Genomic DNA, 20,430 nt, shown 5'->3' with positions numbered 1-20,430 from the left:
ATTAACTGCGCTGTTCTATGGCGTCTATTTCTGATGCGTCCGAACTGAGAAAAATACAAGGTGGTTCTACACCATAGGCACGAATACCGGTCATTTGAATCGCTCCGGTTAAAAAATCCGATGGCATTCTTAGCGGATAGGCATGTTTCAGCAGTAATTTAGCACCGTCCAAGGTAAGATAATAGGCCGTTGTGCTAGTAATAGTGCGTTTAGAATGTTTGGACGGATAGCGATAACGTACTAAATGATAGCCTTCGACCAGTTTACGTTTTAGCGGCCAGAATTTAGCTTTACCGTGATAAAAGTGAATAATCTGCTTGCGGGCAGGAACCTTGCGCAGCGCATCGGTTACAATACGTTCGAAATAATGTGAAACAATGGCATCGTCTTCCAGAATAATCGCCTCGTTAATCTTGTTTTGAACAATATGTTCATACACACCGATATGGCTTAACGCACAGCCGATTTCTCCCCGTCGGAGCGGATGTCTGGCGGCATAACGCTGCGGATAAAAATGGTAATCCACATTATTTAGCTGTTCCTCGCTCAGTTCTCCTCCGTTGACGGCATCAAAAAACTGAAAGGGAATATTTAGCCCCTGCATACGCAGAGCAATAGTTTCTCTGCGCGGGGAGTCTTTCAGGCTGATAATAAAAATCGGTGGCAACGACATGGTTCGGCTCCGCATATAATTAACCCCCGCAATGGCAGGGGTTAAAAGCTAACATTCAAATTATTTTTTCGCACCAGGAATGTTGAAACGTTTATTGAAACGTTCTACTCGGCCGCCGGTATCTACGACGCGCTGTTTACCGGTATAGAACGGATGGCATTTGCCACATACGTCCAGACTGATGTCTTTACCCACAGTTGAGCGGGTTTTGATCACGTTACCGCAAGAGCAGGTTGCGGTAATTTCTGCATATTCAGGATGAATACCTTTTTTCATAGGAAACCTCAATTTGAAGCCACGCCGCTATCAGGACTGTTTCACCCGACACCGCATGTGATTAATATTACGCCGCTGTAACGGCACGTTTATATTTAAGACCGCAAATTATACCGAAAAAAACGGATTATTCAAGCCTGAATTACGGTTATAATACAGGCTTGTTTTCGGGCGGTAGACATACGGGTTTCCGTCTTTTATTGGTGTTTTTCAGGGATTTGGTTATGCAGCTTGTTCGCGTCGCATTGGCGCTGCCGTTGATGCGCTTATTTGATTACCTGTTGCCTGCAGGGCAACGACGCCCTCCGCTGGGCGCTCGGGTAAGGGTACCTTTCGGCAGGCAGCAGAAAATCGGTATTCTGGTAGATTTTCCCGCCGTCAGCGAAGTGGAACCTTCGCAACTGAAGCAGCTGTCCGTCGTTCTGGATCAACAGAGTCTGTTCGCTACGGAAATGTGGCATATGTTGAATTGGGCGGCGGGATATTATCAGGCGCCGCTGGGCGAAGTGCTTTTTTCCGCCTTGCCTAGCAGATTGCGGCGCGGGGAAAGTGCGGCGGAACAAACGAAAATCTTATGGAAAATAACCGCACTTGGCCGGCAGGCACTGAGCGGCGGCGAACTCAGCCGTATGAAAAAACAACAAGAGGCGTTGCAAGCCCTTTGTCAGGCACCGTTGGAAAAAGGTAATAACACCTTTGCAACTTCAATTTGGGCCAAATTAAAGTCGAAAGATTGGGTACAGGAAGTTATTGAAGAAGCCGATATTATTCCCTGGCACCAATCCGCGGCCAATATTGTGAATCCGGGGGAACGTCTGAGTTTAAACAAGCAGCAGGCACTGGCTTTAAGCCAGCTGATCTTTCATCAAGGATTTGCCGCCTGGCTGCTGGAAGGGGTAACGGGATCGGGGAAAACAGAAATTTATCTGCAACTCATCGAGGAAACCTTAAAAAAAGGTTGCCAGGTATTGGTATTAGTGCCGGAAATCGGTTTAACGCCGCAGACCTTACAACGTTTTCGCGCCCGTTTCAGTTTGCCCGTCGATGCCTTGCACTCCGAATTAAACGATACTCAGCGTTTACAGGTGTGGCAACGGGCACGAAGCGGACAAAGCGCAATTGTGATAGGTACCCGCTCCGCTTTATTTACCCCCTTTGAGCGCCTCGGGCTTATTGTGATCGATGAAGAACATGATCCTTCCTTTAAACAGCAGGAGGGCGGTTGGCGCTATCATGCCCGCGATTTGGCGGTGCTCTATGCAAAACAACAGAATATTCCGGTATTGATGGGCTCTGCGACCCCCAGCCTGGAAAGCCTGCATAATGTGGCTAGGGGGAAATACCGCCATCTCGTATTAAGTCAACGAGCCGGTTCGGGAAGCCGCCTTAGCCATCAATTGATTGATTTGAAAGGTCGCCTCGTGCATAAAGGTTTATCGGAAACCTTATTGCGCAAAATGGGGGAGCATCTGGAAAAAGGTAATCAGGTATTGTTATTTCTGAACCGACGCGGTTTTGCTCCCGTGCTACTTTGTCATGAATGCGGTTGGATGGCCTCTTGTCCCCATTGCGATAAGACTTACACCTATTACCATCATCAGCGGATTTTACGTTGCCATCATTGCGGCGGACAACATAGGGTACCGATGCAATGCCGGGATTGCGGTTCAACCCATTTGATCACCACCGGGTTGGGTACCGAGCAGCTGGAAGAAATGCTGAGTAGCCGCTTTCCACAATTCGGGATTACTCGCATCGATCGAGATACTACGGCGCGCAAAGGGCATTTGGAACAGCATTTAAGCGATATCCGCCAAGGGAAAAGCCGTATTTTGATCGGCACTCAGATGCTGGCTAAGGGACATCATTTCCCCGATGTAACCTTGGTGGCGCTGGTAAATGTGGACAGTGCGTTATTTTCTTTGGATTTTCGCGCCGAAGAACGCTTAGCGCAGCTGTATGTACAGGTTGCCGGACGAGCCGGACGGGCGGGCAAACCCGGTGAAGTTATTCTGCAGACCCATTATCCAGAGCATCCTTTGCTGCAGTTATTATTGCAACAGGGCTACCCGGCGTTTGCCCGTCAAGCTTTGCTTCAGCGTCAGAGCATGGGCTTACCGCCCTTTAGTGCGCAGGCGTTATTTCATGCCAGAAGCCGGAACGAAGCCGATGGGGAGAAAATGTTGCAGCAGTTGGCGGACTATTTTCTGCAATCTAAGAGGGAAAAAAATATTAGCGGGTTGGAAGTGCTGGGGCCGATGCCGGCTCCCTTGGCTAAAAAGTCCGATCAGTTTCGTTGGCAATTGTTGCTACAACATCCTTCAAAAGGCGTGTTACAGCATTTGCTGACAGATTTCCAATCCCATTTCGAACCGAAATTTTCCTCGGTGCGTTGGTCGTTGGATGTGGATCCTCTTGATCTGAGTTAAAAAGGCTAGTCAATAAGTTTAAACTTAAGTAGAATTAGCCTATTTTTGTATTCGTTAAAACAGTAGAGATAAGTTATTGTGGTGCAACGTGATTATGCTGTGCGCAGCAATTCGAGAAAAAAGAAGAAAGCAGGCGGATTAAATAAGCCCGTTTTGTTATGTATTGCCGTGATTCTGGTGGTTTGTTTTGCGGCGGGCTTGTATTTATTAAAGGAAAAAGCGCAAGAGGGTGTAGCTGTCGAACGTACGACGGATAATAAGCTGGTGCCGAAAAGCCAATTGCCGAGTCGGCCCGAGGAAGTCTGGTCTTATATTAAAGAACTGGAGAGCCGTACCGTACCGACCGATGCGGCTCAGAGTGAACGGAATCTGCAGTTAAGTGATAAGCAGAAAGAAGAGTTATTGCGTCTGGCTGAAAGAGAAAGACAGCAGGCGGAAGAAAAAGCGAAAAAAGCCGAGGCGGCTGCAAACAGACAGGAAGAGATTACGGTACCTGTAGAATCCGCACGTCCGGCACAGCAAAGCAGCGTTAGCGGAGAAGAGCTTGCGGCAGCGGAGCAGCGCAGAAAAGAAGAGCTGAAAAGAAATGAGCAGTTGAAAGCCGAGGCCGCAAAAAAAGCGGAGGCGGTAAAAGAAGTGAAAAAAACGGAAAGTGCTAAAAGCGCAAAATTCGGTCTACAATGCGGTGCTTTTAAGAACAGGGAGCAGGCGGAAAATCTGCAGGCCCGTTTAGTGATGACGGGGTTAAATGCCCGGGTCAACCCGAGTGCCGACTGGAATCGGGTAGTTATCGGGCCGATTGGCGATCGCAGTGCGGCATCCGCCGCTCAGAAACAGGCGGCAGCGATAACCGGCTGTGTAATTATCGGTATGTAGGAAAAAATAAGCGCGGGTTAAGAAAAAATTAATTTTTTCGGTTTAGGCTTTGCCATAGGGCCGTTGTCTTATCTGCATAAAACTTATGCCGTGCCAGGCGCATTAATTAAAAAGCATAAAAATATAAAGAGCGGTCAAAAAAATTTGTTTTTTTGATCGCTTTTTTCTTGCCTAAAAGAAAAAAATACATAAAATGAACGAACGTTCATTCATCCACCGGTATTTATCTTTATTTGTTGATATTTTATGCGTAAATCTCAAACTGAAAATGATATGACGGGGCAGATTTTTGCCGCTACGGAGCGATTAATGGCAAAAGACGGATTACATCACCTGTCGATGCATAAAATTGCCAAAGAAGCGAATATTTCTCCCGGTACTATCTATATTTATTTTAAAAGCAAGGAAGAGTTGCTGGAGCGTTTTGCTTGGCAGGTGTTCGTTTGTTTTGAAGAGGCGGTGAGGCTGCATTTGGATGAAAACGCCTCTTTTTTCGTACAGTATCGCCAAATGTGGCGGAATGCCTGGACGTTTTTACTGAATAATCCGAATTTCGTGCAGAATCTGCGACAGTATCAGTTATTACCCGGTTTTGAAAATATTTGTAAGAAATTTGAAACAAACAGCGTCTGGCATAACTTTTGTCAAAGGGCAAAAACGCAAGGCGTTGTTTGTGATTTGCCGGCAAGTATTTTATTTTCATTGGGATTGGAAATCCCAATGAATTTAGCGTTCAGACAGCTATATTTTAAGGAAGTTATATCTGATGAACGGTTGGATGAAATTATTGAAAGAACCTGGCGTTCTTTTCAGAAATAACATGTATTAAGGCTTACGGAGTGTTTTATGAGTCAAGTTGAAACGAACAAATCCAAGCGTGCTTCTGCATTCTGGTTAAAGGCGGGATTAATTATCGCCTTACTGATTGTGGTGGGCGTGATCGGGTTGAATATTGTTAAAGGGCTGAGAATGAAATGGAAGATGGAAAGTGCGCCCGAGCCTTCCAGCCCGGTAACGGCAATGACGGTAAATTATCAGGAATGGACGCCGGTAATAGAAACCACGGGATTGATTCGTCCGAATCAAGGCGCGATGCTGAGTGCGGAAGCTGCAGGTACGGTGAAGAAGATTCTGGTGGTGTCCGGTCAGAAGGTTAAAAAAGGCGATTTACTGGTGGAGTTGGATTCAGAGGTAGAAACCGCAACTTTAAAGGCTTCCGAGGCTCAATTGCCGTCGGCGCGTTTAACTTACCAACGCTATGCCAACCTGTTCCGCTCAAAAAGCGTATCACAACAGGAATTGGATAATGCTAAGGCGACCTATGACGAGCTGACAGCTAATATCAGCGCATTGAAAGCCTCTATTGAACGACGCAGAATTTTGGCGCCTTTTGATGGGGTTACCGGTATCGTGCAGGTAAATGAAGGTCAATATGTAACCACAGGTACTAATATTGTACGGGTCGAAGATAACAGTGAGATGAAAGTGGACTTCTCCATTTCTCAGAATAATTTATCCGACTTACATATAGGTCAGAAAGTTACCGCCACTTCGGACGCCCGTCCCGGCGAAACCTTCCAAGCTTTGGTAACGGCAATAGAGCCTGCGATTAATAAGTCTACCGGTTTGGTGGATGTGCAGGCCACCTTTATTCGCGAAGACGGCAGTAAATTATTATCCGGTATGTTTACTCGTTTACGTTTGGCATTACCGACGGAAAAAAATCAAATCATTGTGCCTCAGGTTGCTATCACCTATAACATGTACGGCGAACTGGCTTATGTGCTAAAACCGCTTTCCGATGAAGATAAGGCGAAACTGGAAGGTAATCCTGCCCTGGATAAAATGTATCGGGCCCAGCAGATCACCGTATTTACCAAAGATAGACAGGGAATTTACGCCCAGTTAAAAGGCAATGATGTGAAAGCCGGCGATAAAATCGTTACCGGCGGGCAGCAACGTTTAAGTAACGGCAGCCTGGTCGTTGTAGCGGATAAGGAAGGCGTCGGCACCTCTCAACCGGCTGAAAAAACAAATCTTTGATTTCAGTTCGCGGAGTATTGAATGAAATTTACAGATATATTTATTCGCCGTCCGGTGATGGCGATTTCTATCAGCCTGTTGATCGTGATTCTCGGTTTGCAGGCGATTTCTAAGCTGACCGTGCGCGAATATCCGAAAATGACCACAACGGTGATTTCGGTATCCACTAGTTATCCGGGAGCTGATGCCAGTCTGATTCAGGCATTTGTAACCTCTAAACTGGAAGAAGCCATTGCTCAGGCAGATAATATCGATTATTTATCTTCCACCAGCAGTCCGAGTTCCTCTTCCATCACGGTCAAAATGAAGCTGAATACGGATCCGAATGCTGCGTTGGCGGACATATTGGCGAAGGTTAACTCCGTACGTTCCGAGCTGCCTTCCGGTATTGAAGATCCGAGCATTACTTCTTCGACCGGCGGTTCGGGGATTATGTATATCAGCTTTGTTTCCGATAAGCTCAGCTCCAGTCAGGTAACGGACTATATCGAACGTGTGGTTAAGCCGCAGCTGTTTACCGTTGAAGGGGTGGCGAAAGTCGAAATTTACGGTGCGGCGGAATATGCGATGCGTATCTGGTTGGATCCGCAGAAACTGGCAGGACAGAATCTTTCCGCTACCGAAGTAATGACCGCGCTGTCCAACAATAACGTGCAAACTGCGGCGGGTAGTGCCAAGGGTTACTACAATATTTATAAAAATAAAGTGGAAACCACTACAAAAAGCGTAGAAGAACTGGGTAACCTGATCGTTTATTCGGACGGGGATAAACTGGTGCGTCTGCGTGATGTGGCGGATGTGGAGCTAAATAAAGAAAGCGACAATACCCGCGCAACTGCAAACGGTGCGGAAGCTGTGGTTTTGGGTATCGAACCGACGGCTACCGCCAACCCGCTGACAGTCGCAGGCAATATCAGACCTTTATTCGACAGTATTAAACAGAATTTACCGGACAGTATCAAAGGTGAAATTCTGTACGATAAAACCATTGCGATTAACAGTTCTATCAATGATGTTATTCATACCATCGGCGAAGCGGTATTAATCGTTTTAGTGGTAATTATGATGTTTATCGGTTCGTTCCGAGCCATCCTGATTCCGATTATTACCATTCCGATCTCTTTGATCGGGGTAATTATGCTGTTGCAGATGTTTGATTTCTCCATCAACCTGATGACGCTATTGGCATTAATTCTTGCCATAGGTCTGGTGGTGGACGATGCCATCGTGGTACTGGAAAATGTGGACCGGCATATTAAAGAAGGGGAAACTCCGTTCCGCGCTGCGATTATAGGTACCAGAGAAATTGCCGTGCCGGTTATTTCCATGACCATTGCATTGGTTGCGGTATATTCTCCGATGGCGTTAATGGGCGGAATCACCGGAACCCTGTTTAAAGAATTTGCGCTGACCCTGGCCGGAGCAGTACTGATTTCCGGGGTTGTGGCACTGACTCTGTCGCCTATGATGTCGAGCAAAATGCTAACCCACGAAAGTTCCAAACTGGAAGAACGGGTAAACCGCACTTTAACCAAGATTACCGATATTTACAGTAATATTCTGGGGCTGGTTATGCAGACCCGTAAACTGGTACTGGTATTTGCGGCGCTGATATTCCTCTCTTTGCCCGTAATGTTTAAATTCCTGTCCAGCGAATTGACGCCTACGGAAGATAAAGGGGCCTTCCTGGGAATGGCGACTGCACCTGCTAACGTTAATATTGACTATGTACAGGATGCGGCGAAGCAGTACGAAGCTTTATTAAACCAACTGCCCGAAATGCAGTATTCGCAAGTGATTGCCGGTGCGCCTAATACCAACCAAGCATTGATTATCGCCACCTTAAAGGATTGGAACGAGCGTGAACGTTCCCAAAGCGAAATTATGGCGGGCTTAAACGTACAGGCGGCAAGTATTCCTGAGATTTCCGTTTCCGGCTTCTCTTTCCCGGAAATTGATACCGGCGAACAGGGACCTCCGGTCGTCTTTGTACTGACTTCACCGGGCTCGACCAGAGATTTGGCGGATACGGCCGCGGACTTTTTAGCAAAAATCAAACAGTCCGGATTGTTCGCTTATTCCCGCTTAAGTCTGGAATTTAATACCGCACAGACCAACATTAAGGTAGATAAGGAAAAAGCGGGTTCTTACGGCATCACCATGCAGCAGATCAGTACCACATTAAGTAGCTATCTGTCCGAAGCCACCATTACCCGAGTGGATATCGACGGTCGTGCTTATAAGGTGATTTCTCAGGTAAAACGGGATAAACGCCTATCGCCGGAAAGTATGAAAAATTATTATATCTCCGCCTCTAACGGAATCAGCGTACCTTTATCCAGCCTGATTAGTATGGAGCTTGAATCCCAGCCTTCTTCGCTGGCGCGTTTCAGTCAGTTGAATTCGGCCGAAATCGAACTGGTGCCGTTGGTTACCGTGGGTGATGCTATCGCATGGTTGCAAGAAGCTGCCAAGGATTTACCGCAGGGATACAGCTACGACTTTAAAGGCGAAGCCCGTCAATTGGTACAGGAAGGTAATGCGCTTGCCACAACCTTTGTGCTGGCGGTGGTCATTATCTTCCTAGTATTGGCGATTCAGTTCGAATCTATTCGCGATCCAATGGTGATCATGGTATCCGTACCTCTGGCCATTAGTGGTGCGTTATTAATACTGAATCTCCTCAGCTACTTCGGCGTGGCGGGAGCAACCCTCAATATTTATTCCGAAGTGGGACTGATTACGCTGGTGGGCTTAATTACCAAACATGGTATTCTGATGTGTGAAGTTGCGAAAGAAGAGCAGCTCAATCACGGCAAGAATCGAATCGAAGCCATTACGGCGGCGGCGCGAGTTCGTTTACGTCCGATTCTGATGACCACCGCAGCGATGATCGCCGGTTTGATTCCGTTGTTATACGCTTCGGGTGCCGGCGCGGTGATGCGCTTCAGTATGGGGGTTGTAATTGTGGCGGGACTTGCCATAGGTACATTGTTTACCCTGTTCGTGCTACCGGTGATTTATTCCTATGTAGCCAGCGAACATAAACCTTTACCTGTGTTTGAAGAAAATCCTGCAGCAGGTAACGGCACCCATTAATTAAAAGGAAAAACTTCCGCATTTCAGACCGCACTTGATTTAAAGTGCGGTCTTTTTTTGCATATTTTTTATCTGAAATTCAGCTTGAAAAGCCCTTGCCGCCGCCCAATATCTAAAGGCGCAAAACCTATTATTCAAAATTTTGGAGCGCCGCTTATGCCTTTGTTTATTTTTCTGCTGTTTGCCTTTTTATTTATCTATATCGAATTATCCCTGATCCTCTGGCTGGGGGATTTAATCGGTGCTTTCGGGGTTATTCTGCTATTAATCCTATCCGCCTTGATTGGTATCGGCATGATTAGAACTCGAGGCTGGTACAGCGTTATCGGCGTAAGGCGACAAATCGCCCGGGGTGAAATTCCGACGCGTTCATTGCTAAAATCCGGACTTTGGATCGGCGCGGGAATATTGTTTCTGATCCCGGGATTTGTAACGGATCTATGTGCTGTTTTTCTGTTACTGCCGCCCGTAAGACTTGCCATCGAGCGTTTTATCGGCAAAGGTTTTAACTTTATCGGCGCTGCCTTCCGGCGTACTACAGGAGCGAGTTTTTATCGCGCTCGGGGGGACGGGGAGGATATTTTTGAAGCGGAGTATGAGAAAGAAGCGGATGAGGATAAAAAATTAAAATAATTGTTTTTTTGCTCTTGAAAGCCTATCTGCTATCCCCATATAAGGTTTTGTCGTTAATCATACTTTTAGTAATTTACAGAGGAAAATCCAAATGAATATTCGTCCATTACATGATCGTGTCATTATTAAACGTGAAGATGTGGAAACCAAATCTGCCGGCGGTATTGTTCTGACCGGTTCCGCCGCGACCAAATCCACACGCGCCAAAGTACTGGCGGTGGGTAAAGGACGTATTTTAGAAAACGGCAGCGTACAGCCGCTAGATGTTAAAGTCGGCGATACCGTTATCTTTAATGACGGCTACGGCGTGAAAACAGAAAAAATCGACGGTGAAGAAGTATTAATCATCTCCGAAAACGATATTCTGGCAATTGTTGAATAATAATATTTTGTTGCGTGCCGAAAGCGCGCTTCCACCCCATCAAAAATAAGGAAAAATAAAATGGCAGCAAAAGATGTAAAATTTGGTAACGACGCCCGCGTTAAAATGCTTAAAGGCGTAAATATTTTAGCCGATGCGGTAAAAGTAACCTTAGGCCCTAAAGGTCGTAATGTTATTTTGGATAAATCCTTCGGCGCACCGGCCATTACCAAAGACGGCGTATCCGTTGCACGCGAAATCGAACTGGAAGATAAATTTGAAAATATGGGCGCCCAGATGGTGAAAGAAGTTGCCTCTAAAGCGAATGATGCAGCGGGCGACGGTACCACCACCGCCACCGTATTGGCGCAGGCGATTGTCAGCGAAGGCTTAAAAGCCGTTGCCGCCGGTATGAATCCGATGGATTTAAAACGCGGTATCGATAAAGCCGTTAATGCCGTGGTTGCTGAGCTGAAATCGCTGTCCAAACCTTGCGAAACTTCCAAAGAAATCGAACAGGTAGGTACCATTTCAGCCAATACCGATAGCGTAGTCGGTCAATTAATCGCTCAGGCTATGGAAAAAGTGGGTAAAGAAGGCGTAATTACCGTAGAAGACGGTACAGGTCTTGAAGACGAATTAGCGGTTGTGGAAGGTATGCAGTTCGACCGCGGTTATCTCTCTCCATATTTTATCAATAAGCCTGAAACCGCAACCGTTGAGTTGGATAACCCGTATTTATTGTTAGTTGACAAGAAAATCTCTAATATCCGCGAGTTACTGCCGGTGTTAGAAGGCGTGGCCAAAGCAGGTAAGCCTTTGTTGATTATCGCTGAAGACGTAGAAGGCGAAGCCTTAGCAACCTTAGTGGTAAACACTATGCGCGGTATCGTAAAAGTTGCTGCGGTGAAAGCGCCTGGCTTTGGTGATCGCCGTAAAGCCATGCTGCAGGATATCGCTATTCTGACCGCAGGTACGGTAATTTCCGAAGAAATCGGTATGGAACTGGAAAAAGCGACCTTGGAAGATCTCGGTCAGGCGAAACGTGTGGTTATCAATAAAGATAATACCACTATTATCGACGGTATCGGTGATGAAGCTCAGATCCAGGGGCGTGTGGCACAGATTCGTCAGCAGATCGAGGAATCCACTTCCGATTACGATAAAGAAAAATTACAGGAACGCGTGGCTAAATTGGCCGGCGGCGTTGCGGTAATTAAAGTCGGTGCGGCAACCGAAGTGGAAATGAAAGAGAAGAAAGACCGTGTAGAAGACGCATTACACGCAACCCGTGCCGCAGTAGAAGAAGGTATCGTTGCCGGTGGCGGTGTGGCGCTGATTCGTGCTGCAACTAAAGTAGCGGCAAGTCTACAGGGTGAAAATGAAGAACAGAATGTCGGTATCAAACTTGCATTGCGTGCTATGGAAGCACCGTTACGCCAAATCGTTACCAATGCGGGTGAAGAGGCTTCTGTTGTTGCCAGCAAAGTGAAAGCGGGAGAAGGTAATTTCGGTTATAACGCAGGTACCGAACAATACGGCGATATGATCGAAATGGGTATTTTGGATCCGACTAAAGTAACCCGTAGCGCATTACAGTTTGCCGCTTCCGTTGCCGGTTTAATGATTACCACCGAATGTATGGTAACCGAACTGCCTAAAGAAGATAAGGCGGATTTAGGCGGCGCCGGCATGGGTGGCATGGGCGGAATGGGCGGTATGATGTAATCTCCCTCCGTTTTAGGATAAAAAATACCGGCAGTCCGAAAGGATTGCCGGTATTTTTATAGCCCTGCCACCAAGGGGGATAGCCTTAGCTATTCTTCTTTATTTGTTGCTGTTTGCTGATTTTGCTGCGCGCGCTGTTGCTTCTGCTGCATACGCCGTTTTTGAAAAAAACGACTGAGTTTTTCGCTACATTCCTGTTGCAGTACGCCGCCGCTGATTTCAACCTGATGATTCATCTTATAATCCTCGAAGAAATGGAAACGGGAGCCCACCGCACCGGTTTTGTAATCGGGCGCTCCGAAAACCAATCGTTTGATTCTGCTGTGCAAAATTGCCCCTGCACACATGGTACAGGGTTCCAAGGTAACATATAAGGTGGTATTTAATAAACGGTAATTGGACAGTTTCTGTCCGCCACGGCGCAGGGCAAGGATTTCCGCATGAGCGGTAGGGTCGGAGGTTACGATGGAAAGGTTCCAACCTTCGGCAAGAATATTACCCGCCTCGTCCACCAGTACGGCACCTACGGGGATTTCCCCTAAGGCTTCGGCTTTATCCGCCAGCTTGAGGGCATAAGCCATCATTTGTTGATCAAATAAAATCTGTTCCGTTTCCGACTGCACTTTTAGCTCCGAGGATTAGACCGAAAAAGGATATTTAATCGCTTCGTGGCATTCATAACCGATCACCTTGAAATCCTCCGTGGTTACCCAGGTTTCCAGATCCTCCAGCGTTTTTATATCCGGATTAATTTCCAGCTTCGGCGACGGGAAAGGTTCGCGTTTTAATTGGACATCGCGCATCAGTTCCAGCTGATCTTCGTAAATATGCGCATTTACGATTTTATGGTAGGCCATGCCCGCTTTCTTACCGGTAATCTGCGCCATTAGCGCCAAGAAGGTAAAGACCTGAATCTGATTGAAATTCAATCCCAGCGGCACATCGCAGGAACGCTGATAGCTGGTCAGATAAAGGGTATCGCCGAGCAGGGAAAAAGTATGGCTGTACATGCAGGGGCGCAGGCAGCCGAGCTCAAATTCACCGGGATTCAGGAAGGTAAGTATTTCACCGCGATCGTCAATACCGCGACGTAAATCATCAACGATTTTGCGCAGCTGATCTAGGCTTTCGCCGTTCGGTTTACGCCAGCGGCGTCCCTGGACGCCGTACACCCGTCCCATATCATCAACCCCTTTACGGTTAGGGTTGTTCAGCCAAGCGGGATTTTCATTGGCGTTGGCATCCCAAGTTTTGGCCCCTAGTTTACGGAAATCCGCTGCATTATCATAACCGCGCAAATAGCCCAGAAACTCAGCGATAGCGGCTTTCCAGTAACTTTTTCGGGTCGTGATCAGCGGAAACTGGTTAGCGGCCACATCATAGTTAAGATCCGCATTGATTACGGTTAAACAGCGTTTCCCTGTGCGCTGGTTATCAACCCATACGCCTTCGTCAATAATACGGCGACATAATGTCAAATACTGATGCATAGCTTTTTCTCCCCTCTGTATGTTTATGCTTTAATCTCGGTTTTATGCCGATAGGCCCAAAGCATAATAAGTCCGCCGAGTACTATCATTGGGGCGGACAGAATCTGCCCCATTGAAATATGTTGGCCGAAATATAAACCGAGTTGTGCATCCGGCTCACGGAAAAACTCGACGATAAAGCGGAATATACCGTAACAAAGCAGGAACAGACCGGCAACGGAACCTTGCGGACGGGCTTTACGGATAAACAGATTTAAAATACAAAACAGCACGACCCCTTCTAAAAAGGCTTCGTATAATTGAGAGGGATGGCGTGGCAGATAACCGCCGGAAGGGAATAATACCGCCCAAGAAACATCTGTTACTCTTCCCCATAATTCGTCATTGATAAAGTTACCGATTCGTCCCATTCCCAAACCGAAAGGAATCAGCGGAGCGACAAAATCCGCTACCGCCCAGAAGCGCCGCTGTTGCAGACGGGCGGTAATCAGCATGGCAAGGATTACCCCGATTAATCCGCCGTGAAAGGACATTCCGCCTTCCCAAACCCGGAAAAGGTAGGCGGGATCGGCCAGAAATAAATCCCATTGATAGAAAAATACATAACCGATACGGCCGCCTAAAAAAACACCGGCAAAACCGTTAAACAGCAGGCTGTCCACCTGTTCCGCATTCCATCCGCTGCCGGCACCTTTGGCACGGCGCAGGGCCAACCAGCGGGCAAAAAGAAAGCCGATTAAATACATCAGCCCGTACCAACGCAGGCTGAGCGGGCCTAAAGAAAAAATTACAGGATCAAATTGCGGAAACGATAAAAATTGAGCATTCATAAACTTCCTTTTTCTGTCAAACTAATCTAAAAACATATCTATTGCGATCACAATTAATAATAAGGCGAAGCAGCGCTTCAAAATCGGAACGGGTAAACGGCCGGTAACAGTGGCGCCGAGTTTAGAAGTGAAAAAAGATGTTATTGTAATTCCCAGTACGGCAGGCAAGTAAATATAGCCCAGCGACCATTGGGGCATATTCTGCAGATGCCAACCTCCGAGCATAAAACTGAGCATTCCGGACAGGCCGAGCAGCATACCGCAGAAAGCGGAGGAACCTATGGCTTTTTTCATATCGACACCGCGTGAATTCAGAAAAGGCACGATAAAACCGCCTCCGCCGATGCCGGCCATACTTGATGCGATCCCGATCAGGATACCGCCTATAAGGGAGGAGGTTGTGGTCAGTTGCTTATCTGCTTTTGCCGGTTTTATTGACAGTATCATTTTTATCGCCAGATAAACCACCAGGCAGGCAAAAAGCTTGCCGGAAATTTCTTTCGGCAGATTGCCGATAAACAAACCGGAAACAAAGGTGGCCAGCATAATGGTGGGGGCCAGAATTTTTACCGCCGGCCAGAGGATATTACCCAACTTATGGTGGCGTTGGGCCGAGGAAAAACCGGTAATGACAATGGTGGCAAAGGAGGTGCCGAGTGCGGTAGCCATTAGCTGCGCCTCAGGTACCCCTGCCATCGGCAACAGATATACTAATGCCGGCACCACGATAAGGCCGCCGCCGATACCGAACAGCCCGGCCAGAAAACCGACCAGGGCACCGACGCTTAAACAAATAATAAAAAAGCTTAGCATGGAGTGAAATTACCTTGTTCTACGTTTTTTGTGATGATTATGGCTTTTCGGATAAAAATTTCCTTTCTGCGCAGCGGAGGGCGCTCTGAGATTATCTTCGGCACTGGAAGCGGAGGTTAGCGCGATACCTTTGCCCGTTTCGAATAGGGCGGCGGCAAATTCTTTCATCGCCTTGCGGTAAACATCGCGTTTAAAGGAAACTACCTGACGAACCGGATACCAGAAACTGACCCAACGCCAGCCGTCGAATTCCGGTGAAGGGGTACGATTCATATCGATATTTTTTTCGTCGGAAACCAGTTGTACCAAAAACCAACGTTGTTTTTGCCCGATACATACGGGCTTGCTGTCATGGCGTAGCAGGCGTTTGGGTAATTTATAGCGCAGCCATTGGCGGGAAGCGTAAAGAATACGTACGTCTTTTTTAGTTAGCCCCACTTCTTCATATAGCTCGCGGTACATGGCTTGCTCGGGGCTTTCATTATCGTTAATCCCGCCTTGCGGAAATTGCCAGGAATTCTGTCCGTATCTTTTGGCCCAGAGTACTTGCTTTTTGCGATTACAAATTACAATACCCACATTCGGACGGTAGCCATCGAAATCGATCACTATCGCTCACCTTTACTTATCTTTTTTAATTTATTACTGGTCCCGAATTGTTTCATAATATGCCCTTTTGTACAAGTACGGGGCGGAGAAATCTGAAAAAGCGCACTTTTTTTGTCGGGTTTTTATCAACATTGTGAATAAAGCTGTGAATAAATTGATGATAAAGGGCGGACGGGGAAAAAATATTTTTTCCGCCAGCGGGAAAGAACGCTATCTCCGCGGCGTTGGGATCCTGATCTTGTATTTTTTATACGGCGGATCTCTTGACATTCCTAAGTGTTTGTTTTTATCTCTTGAGCTTGCTGGGATTCGAATATTTTTCAACCGCAAGGAAAGGCATTCGGGCGAGATATCTTCTGTTTGTGAGTTATTCAGGATTTCTGTGGATAACATTGTGGCTGAACGGAGAATAATAAAGAATGGAATGAGAAAGTTTTTTTTATTTTTTGAATTTATTTTATTAATTCTTTATTAATCAATTGGTTAGTGTTTTTATTGGATATGGGTGGAGAATTTTATCCCGGGGAAAATAGCCCGCTTATTTTTTAATCTGCTCTTGCGGATTGAGCGTTTAAAGGGGGCTTTCAATTTGTAGCTGTGCATAAATATCACTGATATTTAGAATCAGACAGGAGCGGATCAGTTTTTCTCTGCGCAATGCTTTGACCTGATAGAGCAGGGAAGTGGTGTCGCCGCTTGCGGGTTCAAGATTGAGAAAGGCATTGTTTTGCTGAAAATTAAGAGAACGGATAAATTCTAAAATCGGGGGATCGCTGAACAGGTATTCCTTTTCGTCGTTATTGAGCTGCTCTTTGAGACGGAGAAAAGCGTTAATATCTGCATAGACATTATGGCTGATTACTCCGAGACCGAGTAAAACCTTAAGACGTACGGAAAGGTCGGAAAGAGGGCCTGAATTAACAAACAGGGACTCAATCACCGATTCGACCACAAAATCCGTTTTGCGGAATACCCGATTGATTAAATTATCCACCGCTTCGTCAAAAATAGCCACCGAAGCGGTAATAAAACCTCGAATAGTTACGGCATCATTTAATTTTTCATAAATCGGCTCTTCGGCGGACACAGCTTATTCCTTTTATTTAACAGCTATCCATAGTCGCTTCGACCCGCGCCAAGCGGGCGGGTCGGGCGGATTATTTAATTTCATGGTAAATTGCAGCGATTTCCTCAATCAGACCTTCCTCCTGCAATTCGCAGTATTTTTGCAAGGTAGCTCTGACTCCCTTAGCGCACAGATAGTGCTGTAGCTCTTGGGCCTGAGGATCCTGTTCATTACGGTAATGTAATGCGGTGGCTACGGCGCGCATCAGATTTTGATGGGCTAAACCATATTCCAAAGTGCCGCGTAAGGGCTTAATCAGACGGTCATTATAGCTGAGTTTACGCAAGGGTTCACGTCCGACCCGATCTACCTCATCGGTCAGATAAGGATTGGCGAAGCGTTGCAGAATTTTTTCGATATAGGCGGAATGAGCTTGGGGATCAAAAGCATAGCGTTTGATTAATACTGCGCCGCTTTCTTGCATAACGGCTTTGACAAAAGCTTTGACTTCAGGATCTTCAATGCTCTCCCGCACAAAACGGTAGCCTTTCAGTTTACCGTAATAGGCGGTAACCGCATGACCGGTATTCAAGGTGAAGAGCTTACGTTCGACGAATGCCATCAGATTATCGGTTTTTTCCATCCCCTTGATAGTTGGAATTTCTCCTTTAAATTGGGTTTGATCCACAATCCATTCACTGAAAGCTTCAACGGTAACCAATAGGGGATCGGCTTCGTCCGCCTGTACCGGCGGCACGATGCGATCCACCGCACTATCCACAAAACCTATCAGGCGTTCCGCGCTGGCCCGGGCCTCCTGCGGTAAATGGGCGAATACCTGTTCTTTTAGGAAACTGGTGCCGCGTACCATATTTTCACAGGCGATAATATTTAAGGGACGAGTATTTCCCTGTGCCAAGCGAGCGAGAATTCCTTGTGCCAGGGTAGGGGCGATGATTTTCAATACGTTCGGGCCGACGGCGGTGGTAATAAGATCAACCTGAGTGAACAATGGGATTAAGCCGTCAATATCCTTGGAATTGATGGCGCTGATGTTATTGACTTCTTCCACCAGATCCAGGTTATCACCTACGATTTTTACTCGGTAACTGCCTTGAGAACGAAGTAAATCAATAATTTTTTCGTTCACATCGGCGAAGATAACCTTAATACCGCTGTCTGCCAATAGTTTACCGATAAAACCGCGTCCGATATTTCCGGCGCCGAAATGTAATGCTTGCATAATATGTTCTCCGAATAAAATTCGGCGCAGGGAAAAAACTGCGCCGTTTTTGACCGCTCTTTTAGGCTTTTAAGAGTTCCAGTACTTGATTTACATCATCGGTGCTGGTTAACAACTGAATAGCTTCTTCGCTATCCAAGGCATTGGTAATGGCGGCTACCACCTGAATATGTTCGTTGTTTTTCGCCGCAATGCCGATAACCAGTTTGGCGATGCTGTCTTCATCTTCGTCATTGAAAGATACGCCCTGGGGATACTGGCAGACCACAATCCCAGTTTTAATTACCGCTTCCTTGGCTTCCACGGTACCATGAGGTACCGCTACCCCTTCGCCCAGGTAGGTGGAAACCAGTTTTTCCCGCTCGAACATGGCGTCTACATAGCTCGGTTGCACGAAACCAGCTTTTACCAGCTGCTCGCCGGCAAAGCGGATCGCCTCGAATTTATCCTGTGCGCTCAGGCCGAGGAAAATCTGTTCGGCACTGAGGTTAAAGCCGCCTACAGTCTGTATTTCCGTGCGAGTCTGAGATTCGGTTGCTTGTGTTTGAACGGTTGCCTGAGGATCCTTTTTCAGCTTATTAACCAGGTCGTCGTAGAATTTGTTATCCAGGAAATTCTGTAAGGACAGATGGATTGCATTCGGTACTTGCTTTTTGGCACGTAGCGTTAAATCCTGATGCGTTATAATTAAGCGCGCGTCCCGAGGTAAATCGTTGATCGCACAATTTGTTACTTCCAGTACTAAGCCCGCTTCTTTCACTTTTTTACGCAGCATACTGGCTCCCATTGCGCTGGAGCCCATACCGGCATCGCAGGAAACAAAGATTTTATCCAGAGAACCGTAATCACCCCGGAGGTTAGCCGCACCCGCTTCTTTCATTGCTTTGGACGCAGCCTGCGCTTCTTCCAGTTTATTTGAATTGTCTTCTTTCTGAATTTTCAGGAAGAAAGCGGCAATCATGAAAGAAACCGCACAGGCAACGAGTACGGAGGCTATCACGCCGATAAAAGAGGCTTTCGGGGTCATTAGCAGAACGGCGAAAATAGAGCCGGGAGAAGCCGGAGAAACCAGACCCGCATTAAATAAGGTCAAGGTAAATACGCCGGACATACCTCCCGCAATGACCGCCAGCAGTAAGCGCGGATTCATCAGCACATAAGGGAAGTAGATTTCGTGAATGCCGCCGAAGAAATGGATAATCGCCGCACCGCCCGCCGTTTGTTTGGCGGAACCCTTGCCAAAAAGCATATAGGCGAGCAGAATACCCAAGCCCGGGCCGGGGTTTGCTTCAATCAGGAAAAATACGGATTGACCCATTTCCTGTGATTGCTGAATACCTAAAGGTGAGAAAATACCGTGGTTAATGGCGTTATTCAGGAATAGAATTTTCGCAGGTTCGACAAAAATGGAGGTTAGCGCCAGTAAATTGGCACGCACTAATACATCGACCCCCTCTGCCAGCAATTGGGACAGAGATTTTACGACGGGACCAACCACCCAGAAGAATAAAATCGCGAGCAGCATACCGATAATACCGGAGGAGAAGTTGTTAACCAGCATTTCGAATCCGCTTTTGATTTTTCCGTCCGCCCATTTATCAAAGGTTTTGATTGCCCAACCGCCGCTCGGACCGGCAATCATGGCGCCGAGGAACATGGGAATATCGGTGCCGACAATTACTCCGGCAGTAGTAATGGCACCTACTACGGCACCACGTTCGCCCCCTACCAGTTTACCGCCGGTATAGCCGATGAGCAGCGGCAGCAGATAGGTGATCATCGGGCCGACCAGTTTGGCTAGGGTTTCGTTCGGTAACCAGCCGGTGGGAATAAAGAGGGCGGTAATAAACCCCCAGGCGATAAAAGCGCCGATATTCGGCATAACCATATTGGACAGAAAACGTCCGAAACTTTGGACTTTGATTTTTGCATTTGCTGACAGCATATTGCACCTCAATTGGAAAGAATAAGATTTACTGCTCAACCCTATGGCGAAAAATAGCACAGGCAAAATTAAAGCAGAAATTTTTTAGTTAAAATATGTGATGATTATCACAATAAATTTTTAACGTATTTTTTACAAAATGTGATGCTTATCACATTTTTTATTAATGCAATCTTATTTTGTGATGCAGATCACATAAATTGCGTGTAAAAAAACAGCAAGTATTTTGCTCGATTTGCTATTCCTATTGTTCCGGCAAGGACTGTATTTCGCCGCTGCATATTGTTTTTTCCTCCGCACGGAAAGTGAAAACGGC

At 46.8% G+C, this 20,430-nt stretch carries 19 protein-coding genes; 9 read left to right on the top strand and 10 right to left on the bottom strand.

The genetic code is table 11. The annotated features are described in order from the left end of the window. Position 1: 1 nt before the first annotated feature. Positions 2–673: a glycosyltransferase family 25 protein gene (locus EDC45_RS05680; protein WP_133544518.1), complete on the bottom strand. Its 672-nt coding sequence runs from the start codon at positions 671–673 to the stop codon at positions 2–4. A 60-nt stretch (positions 674–733) separates the two neighbouring features. Continuing rightward, positions 734–949: a 50S ribosomal protein L31 gene (gene rpmE, locus EDC45_RS05675; RefSeq protein WP_133544344.1), complete on the bottom strand. Its 216-nt coding sequence runs from the start codon at positions 947–949 to the stop codon at positions 734–736. A gap of 224 nt (positions 950–1,173) precedes the next feature. On the opposite strand from rpmE, the gene priA reads away from it, so the two are divergent. From priA to groL, 8 genes are all read left to right on the top strand, one after another. Continuing rightward, positions 1,174–3,378 (top strand): primosomal protein N', encoded by a 2,205-nt coding sequence (priA, locus tag EDC45_RS05670; RefSeq protein WP_133544342.1) that lies wholly within the window; start codon positions 1,174–1,176, stop codon positions 3,376–3,378. 78 nt (positions 3,379–3,456) lie between these two features. Continuing rightward, on the top strand, positions 3,457–4,254 hold the full coding sequence (gene ftsN, locus EDC45_RS05665; RefSeq protein WP_133544340.1) for a cell division protein FtsN: 798 nt from the start codon (positions 3,457–3,459) through the stop codon (positions 4,252–4,254). A 246-nt stretch (positions 4,255–4,500) separates the two neighbouring features. Next, positions 4,501–5,073, top strand: a complete 573-nt coding sequence (locus EDC45_RS05660; RefSeq protein ID WP_133544338.1) for a TetR/AcrR family transcriptional regulator — start codon at positions 4,501–4,503, stop codon at positions 5,071–5,073. A 27-nt stretch (positions 5,074–5,100) separates the two neighbouring features. Continuing rightward, a complete protein-coding gene (locus EDC45_RS05655; RefSeq protein ID WP_133544336.1) occupies positions 5,101–6,297 on the top strand; it encodes an efflux RND transporter periplasmic adaptor subunit in 1,197 nt (398 codons plus the stop codon). A 21-nt stretch (positions 6,298–6,318) separates the two neighbouring features. Further along, positions 6,319–9,396 carry a multidrug efflux RND transporter permease subunit AcrB gene (gene acrB, locus EDC45_RS05650; RefSeq protein WP_133544334.1) on the top strand — a complete coding sequence of 1,026 codons (3,078 nt, stop codon included), beginning with the start codon at positions 6,319–6,321 and terminating at the stop codon, positions 9,394–9,396. Positions 9,397–9,552: 156 nt separating this feature from the next. After that, positions 9,553–10,029 carry an FxsA family protein gene (locus tag EDC45_RS05645; protein ID WP_133544332.1) on the top strand — a complete coding sequence of 159 codons (477 nt, stop codon included), beginning with the start codon at positions 9,553–9,555 and terminating at the stop codon, positions 10,027–10,029. A 91-nt stretch (positions 10,030–10,120) separates the two neighbouring features. Next, positions 10,121–10,411, top strand: a complete 291-nt coding sequence (locus EDC45_RS05640; RefSeq protein WP_133544330.1) for a co-chaperone GroES — start codon at positions 10,121–10,123, stop codon at positions 10,409–10,411. A gap of 60 nt (positions 10,412–10,471) precedes the next feature. Further along, positions 10,472–12,118 (top strand): chaperonin GroEL, encoded by a 1,647-nt coding sequence (gene groL, locus EDC45_RS05635; protein ID WP_133544328.1) that lies wholly within the window; start codon positions 10,472–10,474, stop codon positions 12,116–12,118. 89 nt (positions 12,119–12,207) lie between these two features. Here groL and tadA read toward each other — a convergent pair whose 3' ends face one another. Genes tadA through rppH form a run of 5 tightly spaced genes read right to left on the bottom strand, consistent with a single transcriptional unit; the run spans position 12,208 to position 15,860 of the window. Further along, positions 12,208–12,741 carry a tRNA adenosine(34) deaminase TadA gene (gene tadA, locus EDC45_RS05630; protein WP_133544326.1) on the bottom strand — a complete coding sequence of 178 codons (534 nt, stop codon included), beginning with the start codon at positions 12,739–12,741 and terminating at the stop codon, positions 12,208–12,210. A gap of 15 nt (positions 12,742–12,756) precedes the next feature. Then, positions 12,757–13,608, bottom strand: coding sequence for a thymidylate synthase (locus EDC45_RS05625; RefSeq protein ID WP_133544324.1), 852 nt, complete (start codon positions 13,606–13,608; stop codon positions 12,757–12,759). A gap of 23 nt (positions 13,609–13,631) precedes the next feature. Next, positions 13,632–14,438, bottom strand: a complete 807-nt coding sequence (lgt, locus tag EDC45_RS05620) for a prolipoprotein diacylglyceryl transferase (RefSeq protein ID WP_133544322.1) — start codon at positions 14,436–14,438, stop codon at positions 13,632–13,634. Between the two features lie 21 nt (positions 14,439–14,459). Continuing rightward, positions 14,460–15,251 (bottom strand): sulfite exporter TauE/SafE family protein, encoded by a 792-nt coding sequence (locus tag EDC45_RS05615; protein WP_133544320.1) that lies wholly within the window; start codon positions 15,249–15,251, stop codon positions 14,460–14,462. 9 nt (positions 15,252–15,260) lie between these two features. Further along, the gene (gene rppH / locus EDC45_RS05610) at positions 15,261–15,860 is read right to left on the bottom strand and encodes an RNA pyrophosphohydrolase (protein ID WP_133544318.1); all 600 of its coding nucleotides are present in this window, start codon (positions 15,858–15,860) and stop codon (positions 15,261–15,263) included. 133 nt (positions 15,861–15,993) lie between these two features. Between rppH and EDC45_RS05605 the strand changes: the two genes are divergently transcribed. Beyond that, complete coding sequence (locus EDC45_RS05605; protein ID WP_133544316.1) at positions 15,994–16,335, top strand: hypothetical protein; 342 nt, start codon at positions 15,994–15,996, stop codon at positions 16,333–16,335. A 96-nt stretch (positions 16,336–16,431) separates the two neighbouring features. On the opposite strand, the gene EDC45_RS05600 is transcribed toward EDC45_RS05605, so the two are convergent. From EDC45_RS05600 to EDC45_RS05590, 3 genes are all read right to left on the bottom strand, one after another. Next, complete coding sequence (locus tag EDC45_RS05600) at positions 16,432–16,947, bottom strand: MltR family transcriptional regulator (protein ID WP_133544315.1); 516 nt, start codon at positions 16,945–16,947, stop codon at positions 16,432–16,434. A gap of 70 nt (positions 16,948–17,017) precedes the next feature. Continuing rightward, positions 17,018–18,169, bottom strand: coding sequence for a mannitol-1-phosphate 5-dehydrogenase (locus tag EDC45_RS05595; RefSeq protein ID WP_133544313.1), 1,152 nt, complete (start codon positions 18,167–18,169; stop codon positions 17,018–17,020). A 61-nt stretch (positions 18,170–18,230) separates the two neighbouring features. Then, complete coding sequence (locus tag EDC45_RS05590; protein ID WP_133544311.1) at positions 18,231–20,114, bottom strand: PTS mannitol transporter subunit IICBA; 1,884 nt, start codon at positions 20,112–20,114, stop codon at positions 18,231–18,233. Between the last annotated feature and the right edge of the window lie 316 nt (positions 20,115–20,430).

Source organism: Mesocricetibacter intestinalis (assembly GCF_004363295.1).
Classification (GTDB): Bacteria; Pseudomonadota; Gammaproteobacteria; order Enterobacterales; family Pasteurellaceae; genus Mesocricetibacter; species Mesocricetibacter intestinalis.
This window is presented reverse-complemented; position numbering and strand designations above follow the sequence as displayed.

Bases quoted from the DNA above. Each gene is read 5' to 3' on its own strand.
- EDC45_RS05680 (WP_133544518.1), bottom strand. From the start codon at position 673: ATGTCGTTGCCACCGATTTTTATTATCAGCCTGAAAGACTCCCCGCGC.
- rpmE (WP_133544344.1), bottom strand. From the start codon at position 949: ATGAAAAAAGGTATTCATCCTGAATATGCAGAAATTACCGCAACCTGC.
- priA (WP_133544342.1), top strand. From the start codon at position 1,174: ATGCAGCTTGTTCGCGTCGCATTGGCGCTGCCGTTGATGCGCTTATTT.
- EDC45_RS05660 (WP_133544338.1), top strand. From the start codon at position 4,501: ATGCGTAAATCTCAAACTGAAAATGATATGACGGGGCAGATTTTTGCC.
- EDC45_RS05655 (WP_133544336.1), top strand. From the start codon at position 5,101: ATGAGTCAAGTTGAAACGAACAAATCCAAGCGTGCTTCTGCATTCTGG.
- acrB (WP_133544334.1), top strand. From the start codon at position 6,319: ATGAAATTTACAGATATATTTATTCGCCGTCCGGTGATGGCGATTTCT.
- EDC45_RS05645 (WP_133544332.1), top strand. From the start codon at position 9,553: ATGCCTTTGTTTATTTTTCTGCTGTTTGCCTTTTTATTTATCTATATC.
- EDC45_RS05640 (WP_133544330.1), top strand. From the start codon at position 10,121: ATGAATATTCGTCCATTACATGATCGTGTCATTATTAAACGTGAAGAT.
- groL (WP_133544328.1), top strand. From the start codon at position 10,472: ATGGCAGCAAAAGATGTAAAATTTGGTAACGACGCCCGCGTTAAAATG.
- EDC45_RS05625 (WP_133544324.1), bottom strand. From the start codon at position 13,608: ATGCATCAGTATTTGACATTATGTCGCCGTATTATTGACGAAGGCGTA.
- lgt (WP_133544322.1), bottom strand. From the start codon at position 14,438: ATGAATGCTCAATTTTTATCGTTTCCGCAATTTGATCCTGTAATTTTT.
- EDC45_RS05615 (WP_133544320.1), bottom strand. From the start codon at position 15,251: ATGCTAAGCTTTTTTATTATTTGTTTAAGCGTCGGTGCCCTGGTCGGT.
- EDC45_RS05595 (WP_133544313.1), bottom strand. From the start codon at position 18,169: ATGCAAGCATTACATTTCGGCGCCGGAAATATCGGACGCGGTTTTATC.
- EDC45_RS05590 (WP_133544311.1), bottom strand. From the start codon at position 20,114: ATGCTGTCAGCAAATGCAAAAATCAAAGTCCAAAGTTTCGGACGTTTT.